13 protein-coding genes are annotated in these 13,473 nt (G+C 51.5%); 6 read left to right on the plus strand and 7 right to left on the minus strand.

What is annotated here, in order from left to right:
• Positions 1 to 51 precede the first annotated feature (51 nt).
• The 4 genes from ACLPHM_RS14285 to ACLPHM_RS14300 all read right to left on the minus strand — a co-directional run bounded on the left by ACLPHM_RS14285 (position 52) and on the right by ACLPHM_RS14300 (position 4,770).
• A complete protein-coding gene (locus ACLPHM_RS14285; RefSeq protein WP_430221889.1) occupies positions 52 to 1,635 on the minus strand; it encodes an ABC transporter substrate-binding protein in 1,584 nt (527 codons plus the stop codon).
• A gap of 245 nt (positions 1,636 to 1,880) precedes the next feature.
• On the minus strand, positions 1,881 to 3,182 hold the full coding sequence (locus ACLPHM_RS14290) for a TRAP transporter large permease (RefSeq protein WP_430221890.1): 1,302 nt from the start codon (positions 3,180 to 3,182) through the stop codon (positions 1,881 to 1,883).
• Positions 3,182 to 3,733, minus strand: coding sequence for a TRAP transporter small permease (locus ACLPHM_RS14295; protein WP_430221891.1), 552 nt, complete (start codon positions 3,731 to 3,733; stop codon positions 3,182 to 3,184). The genes ACLPHM_RS14290 and ACLPHM_RS14295 overlap by 1 nt, the downstream gene beginning before the upstream one ends.
• A 65-nt stretch (positions 3,734 to 3,798) precedes the next feature.
• Positions 3,799 to 4,770, minus strand: a complete 972-nt coding sequence (locus ACLPHM_RS14300; protein WP_430221892.1) for a TRAP transporter substrate-binding protein — start codon at positions 4,768 to 4,770, stop codon at positions 3,799 to 3,801.
• A 198-nt stretch (positions 4,771 to 4,968) separates the two neighbouring features.
• On the opposite strand from ACLPHM_RS14300, the gene ACLPHM_RS14305 reads away from it, so the two are divergent.
• The 6 genes from ACLPHM_RS14305 to ACLPHM_RS14330 all read left to right on the plus strand — a co-directional run bounded on the left by ACLPHM_RS14305 (position 4,969) and on the right by ACLPHM_RS14330 (position 9,959).
• Positions 4,969 to 5,661 carry an MBL fold metallo-hydrolase gene (locus ACLPHM_RS14305; protein ID WP_135866918.1) on the plus strand — a complete coding sequence of 231 codons (693 nt, stop codon included), beginning with the start codon at positions 4,969 to 4,971 and terminating at the stop codon, positions 5,659 to 5,661.
• Positions 5,658 to 6,317: a GntR family transcriptional regulator gene (locus ACLPHM_RS14310; protein ID WP_430221893.1), complete on the plus strand. Its 660-nt coding sequence runs from the start codon at positions 5,658 to 5,660 to the stop codon at positions 6,315 to 6,317. Before ACLPHM_RS14305 ends, ACLPHM_RS14310 begins: the two co-directional genes overlap by 4 nt.
• Before the next feature lie 33 nt (positions 6,318 to 6,350).
• Positions 6,351 to 7,538 carry an L-2-hydroxyglutarate oxidase gene (lhgO, locus tag ACLPHM_RS14315; protein ID WP_430221894.1) on the plus strand — a complete coding sequence of 396 codons (1,188 nt, stop codon included), beginning with the start codon at positions 6,351 to 6,353 and terminating at the stop codon, positions 7,536 to 7,538.
• A 260-nt stretch (positions 7,539 to 7,798) separates the two neighbouring features.
• Positions 7,799 to 8,278: a MarR family winged helix-turn-helix transcriptional regulator gene (locus ACLPHM_RS14320; protein ID WP_430221895.1), complete on the plus strand. Its 480-nt coding sequence runs from the start codon at positions 7,799 to 7,801 to the stop codon at positions 8,276 to 8,278.
• A gap of 13 nt (positions 8,279 to 8,291) precedes the next feature.
• Positions 8,292 to 9,068 (plus strand): DNA alkylation repair protein, encoded by a 777-nt coding sequence (locus tag ACLPHM_RS14325; RefSeq protein ID WP_430221896.1) that lies wholly within the window; start codon positions 8,292 to 8,294, stop codon positions 9,066 to 9,068.
• Positions 9,069 to 9,179: 111 nt separating this feature from the next.
• Positions 9,180 to 9,959: a PhzF family phenazine biosynthesis protein gene (locus tag ACLPHM_RS14330; RefSeq protein ID WP_430221897.1), complete on the plus strand. Its 780-nt coding sequence runs from the start codon at positions 9,180 to 9,182 to the stop codon at positions 9,957 to 9,959.
• Positions 9,960 to 10,004: 45 nt separating this feature from the next.
• Here the strand turns inward: ACLPHM_RS14330 and ACLPHM_RS14335 are convergent, their stop codons facing one another.
• The 3 genes from ACLPHM_RS14335 to ACLPHM_RS14345 form a co-directional block, all read right to left on the minus strand.
• Positions 10,005 to 10,745: an SDR family NAD(P)-dependent oxidoreductase gene (locus ACLPHM_RS14335; RefSeq protein WP_430221898.1), complete on the minus strand. Its 741-nt coding sequence runs from the start codon at positions 10,743 to 10,745 to the stop codon at positions 10,005 to 10,007.
• 43 nt (positions 10,746 to 10,788) lie between these two features.
• Positions 10,789 to 12,321, minus strand: coding sequence for a UxaA family hydrolase (locus tag ACLPHM_RS14340; protein ID WP_430221899.1), 1,533 nt, complete (start codon positions 12,319 to 12,321; stop codon positions 10,789 to 10,791).
• Between the two features lie 95 nt (positions 12,322 to 12,416).
• Positions 12,417 to 13,460 carry an Ldh family oxidoreductase gene (locus ACLPHM_RS14345; protein WP_430221900.1) on the minus strand — a complete coding sequence of 348 codons (1,044 nt, stop codon included), beginning with the start codon at positions 13,458 to 13,460 and terminating at the stop codon, positions 12,417 to 12,419.
• Between the last annotated feature and the right edge of the window lie 13 nt (positions 13,461 to 13,473).

Below are 13,473 nucleotides of genomic sequence, written 5' to 3' on the forward strand. Positions count from 1 at the left end.
CGCCCGCCACCTTTACAGTGGCGGGCGTTGTACTGTTTATGTACTGTCTTTCTACTGTTTTTTCACGCCCCAAAATGCCGTAATAGGCGCTTCAGGCAGATCACTTAACGCAGTGCTGTACGCGGCGGGGGTACGGAACTGCCCCAGCGGCACAATCACCCCTTCATCCAACACAATCTCTTGGATTTTGGCAGCGATACTCTGCTTTTCTTCCTTGCTTACGGCTTTGGCGTATTGCACGCGCAAGTCTTCAATCGCAGGTACATCAGGCCAACCAAACCATGCTTTATCACCGTTGGCAGCAATGGTGGTATTCGCAAATGGGTCTACCGCTGCGGCAATAATGCCGTACGTAGAAAAGATGCCCCAACCGCCGTCCTTGGGCGCACTACGATTCGCACGTCTGGACACCACAGACTGCCAATCCATAGATTGCATATCCACGTTAAACCCAGCGTTACGCAACGCCGCCGCAATCACCACAGGCTGCGGTGAGGCCATCACGTGATCCGTAGGGTGCAGCAACACCACTGGTGTGCCATCGTAGTTGGCTTCGGCCAGTAAGGCTTTGGCTTTTTCGATATTGCCCGGCACGATCATGTCTTTGCCGCTATCGCTGGCATTAGGCGTGCCGCAACCAAATGGCGATGGGCAGGTGGAGTAATAATCAGGGTTCCCCACCAACGCTTTCATAACGTCTTCTTGGCTGACTGCATACATGGCTGCTTGCCTAACCAGCTTGTTATCAAAAGGCGGGTACAAGTGATTCATGCGGTAGTAACTCCAGTTACCCAGCGGATCAATCACTTTGGTCACTAGGTCAGGATTACTCTGCACCAGCGGCAGCAAGTCATACGGGTAGTGCTCGATGTAGTCCACCTCGCCATTCAGCAGTGCATTCGCTGCTGTCATGGCATCCGGCATACTTACCCATTCCACCTTATCCACGTTCACGACTTTGCCGCCCGATGTCCAATCGTTAGGCTCACTGCGTGGCACGTAATCGGTGTTTTTCTCGTATACCACCTTCACGCCGGGGCGAAACTCTGAGGCCACAAACTTAAAGGGGCCAGAGCCAATCATCTCGGCCACGGCTTTCTCGCCAGATGCTTCTACGATGCGTTTGGGCATCATAAAAGCAGGGCGCGAACTGATCTTGGCCAAGCTATCCAATAACAAACTGGTGGGTTCGTTTAGCTGTACCTCAAACACCTGATCGTTGACGATGTTGTAGCCCACCAAGAAATCTTTGATCACCGGGCCAGTGTTGTCATTGTCCAGCCAACGCTTGATCGATGCGACGCAGTCCTCTGCGGTAACGGGTGTGCCGTCGTGCCATTTCAAGCCGTCACGCAAGGTAAAGGTGTAGGTTTTACCGTCGTCGCTCACGCTCCAATCGGCCATTTGCGGTTTGACGGTAAAGTCGGAATCCATGCCCACCAAGGTGTCATAAATCATGTAGCCATGCTCTCGGGTGATAAACGCCGTACTTTGTATAGGGTCCATCATGCGCAAACCAGAATGCATCACCGCGGTAATGGTTTGGCCAAATACAGGTGCTGCCGCAACCAGCGCAGCGCCGGACACCACCGCCTGCAACACGGGCTTCAGCCCACGGGATTGCAATACCTTCATAGTTGTCTACCTCACTGTTTTTTTGAGTGAAACGCTCTACTTTTTATTCCTACCCCCTGACTCTGTGACCGATTGGTCACTATCCCACGATAAACAGTTCAGCCTACCCCCACAATTAGGAATAACCTGTGGCGACTACAGTCACCCACACGAAAAAACCCAGCTATCGCTTGCGCAATAACCGGGCAGAAAAGTAAAGCAGGGGTATTCGCCACCACGGTGTGGTGGCTAACATCACGAACAGATTAGCCGTACATCATTTTGGGCAAGCCCAACACAATATCTGGCATGGTTACCACCAATACAATAGTCAGCAGCAACATCAGGAAGAAAGGTAGTGCGGCTTTAGACAAGTACAAGATGTCGCGCCCTGTCATGCCTTGCAGCACAAACAAGTTCAACCCTACTGGCGGGGTCAACTGACCCATTTCCACCACCAACACCAAGTACACACCAAACCAGATAGGATCAATGCCAGCAATTTTCACCGCAGGCAACAACACGGCACTGGTCAGCACCACGATGGAAATACCATCCAAGAAGCAGCCCAACACAATGAAGAACACTGTCAACGCTGCCAACAAAGCGTAGTTATTCAAGCCCAGATCACCAATCCAGCGAGCCAAATTCATTGGCAAGTTGGAATAGCCCATGGCAATAGTCAAAAACGCTGAGCCTGCCAAAATGAAGGCAATCATGGACGACGACAAAGTAGCCGCGATCAGACCTTCTTTGAAGCTTTTCCAAGTCAAATCACCAAACCACCAGCTCAACAGCAATGCAATCACTACACCTACGGCTGCCGAGTCAGTTGGGCTCGCCAAACCGGAGTAAATAGAACCAATGACCCCAATGATCAGCAAGGTGACCGGCAACAAGGTACGTGTGGCTTTGATCTTTTGCGCAAAGCTCATGGGTGGATCTTTGGCCGGCACTTTGTCTTTATGCGTGGTAGACCAAATGGCCACATACGCCATAAACAGCACAATCACCAACAAACCAGGAATCACACCGGCAATAAACAGACGTGCAATAGACAGCTCAGCCGCCACACCGTACACAATCAAAATAATAGACGGTGGCAACAGCAACCCCAGCGTTCCCGAACCGGCAATCGTACCCAGCACCAAGCTTTCGTCGTAGCCGCGTTTCTTCAACTCTGGCACCGCAACTTTAGCGACTGTTGCGCACGTTGCCGCAGACGAACCGCACACCGCTGCAAAGATACCAGACGCCATAATCCCCACGTGGCCTAGACCTCCCGGCAAAGAACGCATCCACGGTGCTAAGCCCGAAAACAAGTCTTTGGACATACGTGAGCGGAACAGAATCTCACCCATCCAAATAAACAGTGGCAATGCCGCCAATGACCACTCAGCAGAAGAGCTCCAAATATTGGTTGCCAACACACTCATCAACGGTGCATTAGAGAACAACAGCACGCCTACCAAGCCTGTCACAAACAGTGCTATAGACACCCACAACCCCATGGCTAGGCCGCACATCAGCACCCCAACCATAATCAATGACATGGTTACATCAGACATTACAGCGCCTCCTCGGCAACCGACTCAATCACCAAGGCCTCGCTACGCCCCGTACGCAGAATTTCTACCAGCGTATCCAGAGCAGCGACCAAAAATACAGCCGCACCCACACACAGCACGCTTTGTGGAATCCACAAAGGCACTTTTACTAACCCGCTTGCACGGTCACCCCACAAGAAAGACTCGTAGGCCAACACACCCAAACTGTAGGTAAACAGCACACCCATCCCTACACCTACCAACGCAATCAGGGTGAGCGAACCACGGCGAATAGGTGCCGACATTCTGGACTCCACCAACGTCACACGTATGTGTACGGCCTTACGTAAACCTAAGCCCAACGACAAAAAGGTGGCAAAGCCTAGCGCATAACCTGAGAACAGCGAGTAAGAGGGGATCAGCAAGCCAAAGCTCTGATCAAACAAATGAAGAGCCACGTAGTCGATCGTATTAAAGACCACCTGACCAAAAACAATAACGGCTATGCTCACCAACGATATTGCAGCTAAACCTGCACTGATCGAATAGAGGCTATCCAGGATTTTTCGCATGGCATTTGCCCACTTCAGAAACACCAGTGCATGGGTATATGCACTGGTTAATTAAGTTTTAGGTATTAGTTGGCGCGATAAGCCTCAAGCACGACTTCACCGTCGTCGCCGGCTTCTTTCACCCACTCTGCCGCCATCTGCTCACCCACTTTATGCAAGGCAGCGTTCAGCTCGTCAGAGCCTGTGCTGACTTTGATACCGTGTTGCTCCAACACATTACGTTGTGCAATGTGATCGGCTTCAGCCATTTCCCAACCGCGCAATTCAGCTGCAGCGGCTGCATCCAATACCGCTTTTTGTGTGGCTTCATCCAAGCTATCAAACACACGCTGGTTCACCACCACCACGTTTTTAGGCAAGAAAGCCGCTACATCGTAGAAATGAGTCAGGTAATCCCAAGCGGTAGTGTTCACACCGGTAGAGGTGGAGGTAATCATGGCGTTCACACGTCCTGTGGTGAATGCTTGAGCCAAATCAGGCACTTCTACCTGTGTAGGCACCGCACCAGCCAATTGCGCCAAACGCTCTGTTTGCGGGCTGTATGCACGCATTTTGATGCCCTTCAGATCTTCGATCTTTTCAATAGGGCGATCGGTGTACATACCTTGTGGAGGCCATGCTACCGAGAACAGAATTTTCAGATTTTGACGGCCTAACAGTTTTTCCAAGTCGGGTTTAGACACGTGGTACATCTTGGCGGCGTCATCAAAAGACACAGCCACAAATGGCACGGAGTCCAACGCAAACATAGGGTTCTCGTTGGCCAAATTGGAAATAATGAACTCGCCCGCTTCAATCTGCTGCGAACGCACGGCATTTTTGATCTCTTGGTGCTTGATCAACGAACCCGCTGGGTGCACGTTAATTTTCAACTCACCATTGGTCGCTGCTTCTACATCTTTAGCAAACTGCTGGATATTTTGTGTGTGGAAGTTGGCATCTGGATACGGCGTAGCCATCTGCCATGTGGCGGCGTAAGTGGTTGCGCTGGCCAGTGCTAATGCTGCACCAGCAATCATACTTTTATAGGCGTTCATGTGTGCTCCTCAGCGGGGAAAATCAATATTATTAATAATAGTATCGATAAGATGGATCGTAGTGTAAAGTGCTTTAAATCCAATGTCTATATTAGAACAAACCCTAGAACAACTAAGAAACCACAATAAATTCGACCAATAAATTCTATATTGATAGTATTATTAATAATTAATAAGCCTGCATAATAAGGAGCGCACATGGCGGTGCAACATGACATCCTCGTTGAGGGAAATTGCCTAAGTTTTAAAGGCGGTTTTTTTGGTTTTTCAGCTGTAGTGCTAGTCAATGTAGATGGGCACGGTCCTATCTTGTTTGATACCGGTCACCACTCCACGCGCCTGCTGTTGTTGAATGCGCTGGCAGAACGCAACCTTACGCCTGCTGACATCAAAACTGTTTTTCTGTCGCACCTGCATTTCGATCACATCAACAATATTGATCTGTTCACTAATGCCACCATTTATGTCAGCTCGGCAGAATGGGACTACGCGCAGCACCCCGCGTCTGAAGACGTGTTTGGCAGCCAAGGTATGAACGAATACCTACAGCGCCAAAACCTGCAACTCATACAGGCACCAGAAGGTGAATTAGCCCCTGGCCTGTTCTACAGACAAGCGCCTGGCCACACCACCGGTAGCTATTTGCTGCACTTCGTCAATCCGGATAAAAAGCGTGTTGTGTTAGCAGGGGACGCCTGTAAAACCTACCGTGAACTCGCTACACTGTCCGCTGCCAATGAATATGACCCGGATCGCCAATCCAGTAACACACTGCAGTGGATAGCCGACAACGCCGACATCGTCGTGCCGGGGCATTTCCCTGAGCTGCATCGCACACCACATGGCTGGATCTGGGACCAACCCTCGACGCTGGAACTGATTGTCCGATGAGCACAGAAACTCTTGCCCCTTCCTCTGCCGAACTGATTGCCCAAGAACTAGAAGCCGATATTATTTTCGGTCACTTGCGTCCGCATCAGGAATTGATTGAAGACACATTGATGGCACGCTTTGATGCCAAACGCCATGCTGTACGTGCCGCCATTCAAGAACTGGTTGCCCGCCAAATTGTGGTTAAACCACGTTCCCGTTCAGCCCGCGTCAAAGACTTCAGCACCCAAGAAGTGGAAGAGCTGTACCACCTGCGAGCACTGCTGCAAAAAGAAGCGGTGAGCATCATGCCTTTTCCGGTCTCTGCTGCCGACTTGGATGCGCTGAAAACTCTGCACATTCAATATGCCGCTGCTGCATCGGTAGGGGCAGACCCACGCCTCATTCATCAATTTAACGATGAATTTCACCGCCAAGTTTTTGCGCTGTGCGGCAATGAAACCCTGTGTAAGGCTATCGCGTTTTATACCGAAGCCTCTAACCCCATACGTTCTTACGGTATGACTGACCGACAGTGGCTAGAGCAAGCGATTGCAGAACATGCCGCCATGGTTAACGCCATTGAACAAGAAGACCGTGCCACCTTGGCCCACCTCGTCGTCGCGCACATGCAACCTACTCGACGCCGTTGGGAGTCCATGCGCGGCCTGAGCTAACGCAAACAGAACGTCACTGGAATCACCTTTCCCATGAAATACGATTACCTCATTATTGGTGCTGGCATTGTTGGTGCAGCGTTGGCGGCCGAAATCGTCAAACGTCGCCCCCAAGCCCGTGTATTGGTCGCAGAAAAAGAAGCGCAACCTGCTTTCCACCAAACCGGTCGCAACAGTGGCGTGGTGCACTCTGGCGTGTACTACACACCCGGTAGCTTGAAGACTCGTTTCTGCCGCGAAGGCTTAAGCGAGATCAAAGCCTTTTGTGCAGCCAGACAAATAGGCTACGAAGCACGCGGCAAACTACTGGTCGCCACTACCCCTCAAGAACAAGAAAACCTATACAAACTTGAGCAACGCGCCATCGAAAACGAGGTACACACCGAACAACTTACCCAAGCCGATTTAGGTCGCTTGGAACCCGCGATCACTGGGCTTGCGGCGCTGCGCATTCCTGAAACAGCCATCACCGATTACGCGGGCATCACTCGTGCGTTGCTGGCCGATGTAGAAAATGCAGGCAGCACCGTAATCTTCAATGCACCCGTAACATCCGTCACCCAAGTAGGCTCTGCTTACCGCGTGCAAGCCGGCAATCAACAAATCGAAGCAGGGCACATCATTGCCTGCAGCGGCTTGGCCTCTGACCGTGTTGCCCGCATGTTAGGCATGGACCCCGGCATTAGAATTTTGCCCTTCCGTGGCGAATACTTTGTGTTGCCTACCCACCTGAACAAAGTTGTACACAGCCTGATTTACCCCGTACCCGACCCCACCTTGCCATTTTTAGGGGTACACCTCACGCCTATGATTGATGGCACCATCACCGTAGGCCCCAACGCTGTTTTGGCATTAGCACGAGAAAAATACAGCCATTTCAGCGTAGACGTACGCGACGCGTGGTCTGCCTTAAGCTACAGCGGCCTGTGGAAAATGTTAGCCAAACACCCACGCGCCACTTGGAACGAACTTAAAGGCTCGTTGTTTAAGCAGGTGTACTTAGACGCTGTGCGCAAGTATTGTCCTACTGTCACCTTGTCAGATCTGCGTACCTATCGCAGTGCTAACCGCGCACAAGCCGTACGCCCAGACGGCACGCTGGTAGACGACTTCCTGATCAAACATTCTGGTGGCCTGACTGCCATTTTGAATGCACCTTCCCCTGCGGCAACAGGCGCCATGCCTATTGCACGTCATATTGCAGACGAACTAGGTTTGTAAGCGGCAACGTAATGAAGAAACGGCGTGTATTTGCAAAAATACACGCCGTTTTCTTTTGTGCTCTGCGTGACCCTGCGCATGCGGCACACACCATTTTCATCCACACTCCTACACAGCTGGTGAGCCATACGTCACCATGCTGAACCTCTATGAGCACCGTGTAGAAAATACCGCTCAACCAAAATTCCCTGTGTGTAACTTTTCCCATTTCTGCCCCATCTCACCTATAATTAGGTGGCATACTATATGGTGGCTTTAACATGGAACAAAAATATCTAGCGCTACTGAATGTGGCCGAACAACGGCAACTTCCCCTTGTGGATAACATACGGCTGTGTTTTCAGATGCTGTCTTTAACTGCCGCTATAGACAGAGACTGCGCGACACAGTTAGCCCCTTACGGGTTGTCAGAAGGGCGCTTTATTGTGTTGTTCTTGCTGGATAACGCCCCCGATGGTTTGGCTCCTGCGGCCTTAGCAGAACAGGCAGGTGTTACCCGCGCCACCATCACCGGACTACTAGACGGCTTAGAACGTGATGCACTCATCGCCCGCCATGCTGACCCTGTAGATCGTCGTGCGCTGTGCATACGTCTTACTGACAAAGGTAAGGAAATCGCTGCTCAAGTCTTCACGCAACACAGCACCTGGATTGCTAATCTATACGCCAACCTTAGTGCGTCGGAACGTGAACAGCTGAGTACGCTATTGAACAAAGTGGCCCACAACTTACCTGCCTAACTACCGTCACGCCATGACTGCTACCGCCGCCCGCAAAGGTGCCAACCGCATCGCTGATATACCCGCTGACATTCTAGAAGCCTTATCCACAGGCAGTATCCCTAGCGCGACACTGACCGAATGTTTGGCCTTAGATCACTATCGCTTGCTGTGCTTGGTATTTCCCACCCTGTCACCCGCTGCACAAGACGCCGCCCAAGCCCTTAACACGCAAGGCATCTTGCGCCGCATGGCAGACTTAGGTGAGTTAGTGCTCAACGAAGTAGGGGTAGATGCGCTACACACTTGCTTGGCACACCCTTCTGACACGGTGCGCGGCTGGGCATGTTTCATGATTGGTGCACAACCGGATGTGTCCTTAGCTGACCGGCTCGCAGCCATACAGCCCTTGGCGGACGACGCCCACTTCGGCGTGCGTGAATGGGCATGGATGGCTGTGCGCCCACACCTTGCCAACGATTTGGATACCGCGATCCTATTACTCACACCGTGGACACAATCTTCCTCTGAATACATTCGACGTTTTGCCTGCGAAGCGATACGTCCACGTGGCGTGTGGTGTGCCCATCTAAAAGCACTTAAACAAACACCTCAGCAGGCCTTACCCATACTGGAAGCGCTACGTGCAGATGATTCTGTCTACGTACAAGACTCAGTCGCAAACTGGTTAAATGATGCGGGCAAAGACCAACCCGAATGGGTGCGCGACCTCTGCACGCAATGGATAGCATCATCTGCGTCACCGGCCACCCAGCGAATCTGCCAACGCGCCAGCCGAAACCTGAAGTAATAGGGTAGCCCTACATCGAACTTGCTGTGCCCCCAATCCAATGCTAGCGTAGTGTTCTCTGGTATGAAGTCCGCTGTGATCCAGTAGGCTGTATTTTTCTCAGGAACCGTCATGCAACTTTCTATCTATCAAGTCGATGCTTTCGCCTCTCGTCCGTTCGAGGGCAACCCTGCCGCTGTTTGCCCACTAGACGCGTGGTTAGATGACCAGACGTTGCAGCACATTGCTGCTGAAAACAACTTGTCTGAAACCGCTTTCTTTGTGCCGGATGAACACGGCTATCAGTTGCGCTGGTTCACGCCTGAAGTAGAAGTGGATTTGTGCGGCCACGCCACCTTAGCCAGTGCTTGGGTGTTAATGCACGAGCTGAACTACGACAAAGACGTGATTCATTTTTCTACCCGCAGTGGCCGCTTGTCCGTCAAACGCTCTGCCCACGGTTTGGAAATGGATTTCCCCTGCCGTCCCCCGCAGTCATGTGCTACGCCTGATGGCTTACTGGATGCATTAGGCATTGACGCTGCCTCGGTATTATCGGCAGACGATTACATCGTGGTGGTAGAAGATGAAAGCATCATCCCACGCCTACACCCGGATCTGTCACGCCTTAAAGGCTTGCCCAACCGAGGCGTAGCTGTAACTGCCCCCGGTAAAGATGTGGATTTTGTATCGCGCTGGTTCGGCCCTAATGTAGGCGTTAACGAAGACCCGGTTACCGGCTCTGCGCATACTGCACTGACGCCATACTGGGCACAACGCTTGGGTAAAAGCCAGTTAAGCGCACGACAAGGCGGTGCGCGACGCGGCTATTTGCATTGTGAAATGGCTGGCGATCGTGTGCTGATCTCCGGTAATGCGGTGGTGTATATGCGGGGGCATTTGTACCTGTAAAAAAGTAGGGCGGTTCACACCGCCCCACACTGGATACGTGCCATCTTAATACGTGGCACGCCCCCCTGACACATCAAACACTGCCCCTGTAGAGAACGACGCTTCTTCCGACGCTAGCCAGCACACAATGGCTGCTATTTCCTCTACCTTGCCGAAGCGATGCATAGGAATTTTGGACAGCATGTAATCAATATGTGTTTGGGTCATCTGTGCAAACATAGGCGTTTCTACCGCAGCAGGGGTAATGCTGTTCACCGTCACACCTTTGGTCGCTACTTCTTTAGCCAGTGATTTGCTCAATGCGATCACTGCCGCCTTTGAAGCACTATACGCCGACGCATTCGGGTTACCTTCTTTACCTGCAATAGAGGCAATATTCACCACACGACCGTATTGCTGCGCAGTCATGTCTTCCATCACCACTTTGTTGCAGTGAAAGAGGGCATGCACATTAATATCAAACACCTCTTTCCAGTCTTCTATACCGTAATCGATGACAGTGGTATTTGGCCCCGTAATTCCTGCACTACACACCAAAATATCGACTTTACCCAAGTCTTTTTTTGTTTGGGCATACGTGCTTTGTACACTGCCATAGTCTTGCAGTGCCACCTCATACACATGTAGATCTTCATTTTTGGCCACCGCTGCTAACCGTTGCTGATCTCGATCCCACACGGCCACCTGCGCACCTTCTAGACGCAAACGCTGCGCAATGGCCAAACCTATTCCAGAGGCACCGCCAGTCACCACTGCCACACGCCCTGCAAAACGTTGAGTACTCATAGTGTTGTCTCCTTCCTTATTGTTGGATGCCATACATCCTTACTTACATGACTGCTCCAATCTGCCAAGGCACAAATTCACAGTCACCAAACCCTTGAGCTTCGGACTTTGTTTGTTCGCCAGAAGCCACTCTTAAGATCAACTCAAAAATTTCTTGACCACACTGATCTACGGTTTGATCGCCATCGATGATCTCGCCACAGTTCACGTCCATGTCATCTTCCAAGCGGTTGTACATGGTGTTGTTCGTCGCCACTTTGATGCACGGCACAGGCTTAAATCCAGACACCGAGCCACGCCCTGTGGTGAAACAAATCATGGTGGCGCCACTGGCTACCTGCCCCGTCACAGAGGCAGGGTCATAACCAGGGCTGTCCATAAATACAAAGCCTCGTTCGCGTATAGGCTCACCGTATTGATACACGTCCACCAAATTAGTACTGCCACCTTTAGCCACCGCACCCAGCGACTTTTCTAGAATGGTGGTTAGCCCGCCTGCCTTATTACCTGGAGAAGGGTTGTTATCCATTTTCCCGTCGTTACGTGCGGTGTAGTCTTCCCACCAACGTATGCGTTTGATGAGCTTCTCGGCCACTTTCTCGCTTACCGCACGACGCGTTAACAAGTGTTCGGCCCCATACACCTCTGGCGTTTCAGACAACACGGCTGTACCTCCGTGGCGCACCAAAATATCCGCCGCTACCCCCAGAGAAGGGTTAGCAGTCATGCCGGAGTAGCCATCTGAGCCCCCACACTGCAATGCCAGAATTAGCTCACTGGCAGGCACAGTTTCGCGCTGATGCTCATTCGCAAACGCCATCATGTCTGCCAAATACTCACAGCACTTTTCTACGGTTTTCGCTGTACCGCCTGTATCCTGAATATTCAGTACGCGACAATCCACGGTGTCTTCTAGGTTGTACGCATCCACTAGATAACGTATTTGATTGGCTTCACACCCCAGACCCAAAATTAAAATGCCAGCAAAATTCGGGTGCTGTGCATAACCCCAAATCGTGCGCTGTAGCAGCGCAAACCCTTCCCCTGCATCAGCCATACCGCAACCAGTGCCGTGGGTCAGCGCCACGACGCCATCTATGTTTGGGTAGTTAGCCAACATGCCACTGCGCTCTACTTGTGCGGCCACTTGACGTGCCACCGTAGCCGAACAATTGACGGTGGTCAGAATACCCAGATAGTTACGAGTACCTACCTTGCCATTGGGACGTTTATACCCTTGGAAGGTGGCAGGTTTATCCACATACTGAGTGGGTTTGACGTCCTGTCCTACGGCGTAATCTCTATCAAAATCGTGCAACGTCACGTTGTGCACATGCACATGATCGCCCGCCAAAATATCGGATGATGCAAAGCCTATTATTTGCCCATATTTGCGTATGGCATCACCACGCAAAATAGGCTCTAGTGCCACCTTATGCCCCACTGGAATAGACCCTGTGGTGACTACACCATAGGCGCTAACCGTAGTGCTGGCAGGCAGTGCCACGCAAGCCACTGCCACGTTGTCTTGTTCGCTCAGGCGTACTACCTGCTTGGAAAGATTTGGTTTATTCATCGTCACACCAATATTGAATAATGCATGCAATAACCATATATATGCGATAAAAAACTGGGCAGTATGAGCTACTCTGCACCAGTTTTTACCGCGCCCTAAAACGGATAACTCAGCCCCGTTTCCGTCGCTGCCTGACGTAACTCTGCAATCACATCTTCTGGCAGTTGTACTCCTTGGCGATCCGCTTTATGCCAATTCGCCATCCCATTCCACCCCGGCATACGCGGGGGGCGTGCTGGATCTATAGGTGGGTTGGTAGATACCTGCTCAGACAAGAAAGCCACCTCGTCTTTCAGCGCTTGCAACCCACCTAAGTAGTCAGGATCAATCACTTGTATATAAACCGATGCCCCCCAACCCGTAGGTTTATCTTTGCGTCCGAACCCTCCAATCCCAGAGGTCAGCGCTTCTACCATTAAGCCTAAGGCAAAGCCTTTATAGCCGTACTCCATCCCACCTAACGGCAAGATAGTGCTAGGAGGCGATGCGAAAGCCGTTTCTGGGTCGTCTGAGAGTGTGCCATCTGCCGTGAGCAGGACAGGGTGATTTAATTTTTTGCCTAGCTGTCGCTGCTTGCCCACCATGCCATTGGTGATGCTAGACATACTCACATCAATCAAAATAGGCTCAGGCTCACCAGGAACCCCCATCGCCAAAGGGTTGGGGGTTTGTATGGCTCGCGTGCCACCAAACGGTGCCACCGATACTGCAGCGGGATCAGACGACATAATCACACATACCAAGCCTTGATCCACCACACTTTTTAGGTAGGCACCCAAGCAAGCAATATGGTGACTTTGACGGATATTTGCCACCCCTATACCGTACTCACGTGCCGCTGCACTGGCCCATTGCAATGCCTCATGCAACACATACGGCCCCAACAAATACTGGGCATCGTACAGGCGCAAAACAGGCGACGATTTCAGTACAGTCAAACACTGTGGGTCTATAGCGGCATGCCCATTACGTATGTCACGTAAATAGCCTCTTGCTAGCTTCACCCCATGGGTATGCTGCCCCAGACGGTCTCCCGCTACCAACACATCACTGACTACACGAGCGACAACAGGGTCTACCTGCTCTGCCACAAACAGCTGCTGAATAAAACGATTCAGATCTTCAATGGCGATACTCACATCAACCTCTCTT

It is taken from the genome of Paenalcaligenes sp. Me131 (genome assembly GCF_050487225.1).
Lineage (GTDB): Bacteria > Pseudomonadota > Gammaproteobacteria > Burkholderiales > Burkholderiaceae_B > Paenalcaligenes.

Coding starts and splice junctions, on each gene's coding strand:
- ACLPHM_RS14285 (WP_430221889.1), bottom strand. CDS start 1,635: ATGAAGGTATTGCAATCCCGTGGGCTGAAGCCCGTGTTGCAGGCGGTG.
- ACLPHM_RS14290 (WP_430221890.1), bottom strand. CDS start 3,182: ATGTCTGATGTAACCATGTCATTGATTATGGTTGGGGTGCTGATGTGC.
- ACLPHM_RS14295 (WP_430221891.1), bottom strand. CDS start 3,733: ATGCGAAAAATCCTGGATAGCCTCTATTCGATCAGTGCAGGTTTAGCT.
- ACLPHM_RS14300 (WP_430221892.1), bottom strand. CDS start 4,770: ATGAACGCCTATAAAAGTATGATTGCTGGTGCAGCATTAGCACTGGCC.
- ACLPHM_RS14305 (WP_135866918.1), top strand. CDS start 4,969: ATGGCGGTGCAACATGACATCCTCGTTGAGGGAAATTGCCTAAGTTTT.
- ACLPHM_RS14310 (WP_430221893.1), top strand. CDS start 5,658: ATGAGCACAGAAACTCTTGCCCCTTCCTCTGCCGAACTGATTGCCCAA.
- lhgO (WP_430221894.1), top strand. CDS start 6,351: ATGAAATACGATTACCTCATTATTGGTGCTGGCATTGTTGGTGCAGCG.
- ACLPHM_RS14320 (WP_430221895.1), top strand. CDS start 7,799: ATGGAACAAAAATATCTAGCGCTACTGAATGTGGCCGAACAACGGCAA.
- ACLPHM_RS14325 (WP_430221896.1), top strand. CDS start 8,292: ATGACTGCTACCGCCGCCCGCAAAGGTGCCAACCGCATCGCTGATATA.
- ACLPHM_RS14330 (WP_430221897.1), top strand. CDS start 9,180: ATGCAACTTTCTATCTATCAAGTCGATGCTTTCGCCTCTCGTCCGTTC.
- ACLPHM_RS14335 (WP_430221898.1), bottom strand. CDS start 10,745: ATGAGTACTCAACGTTTTGCAGGGCGTGTGGCAGTGGTGACTGGCGGT.
- ACLPHM_RS14340 (WP_430221899.1), bottom strand. CDS start 12,321: ATGAATAAACCAAATCTTTCCAAGCAGGTAGTACGCCTGAGCGAACAA.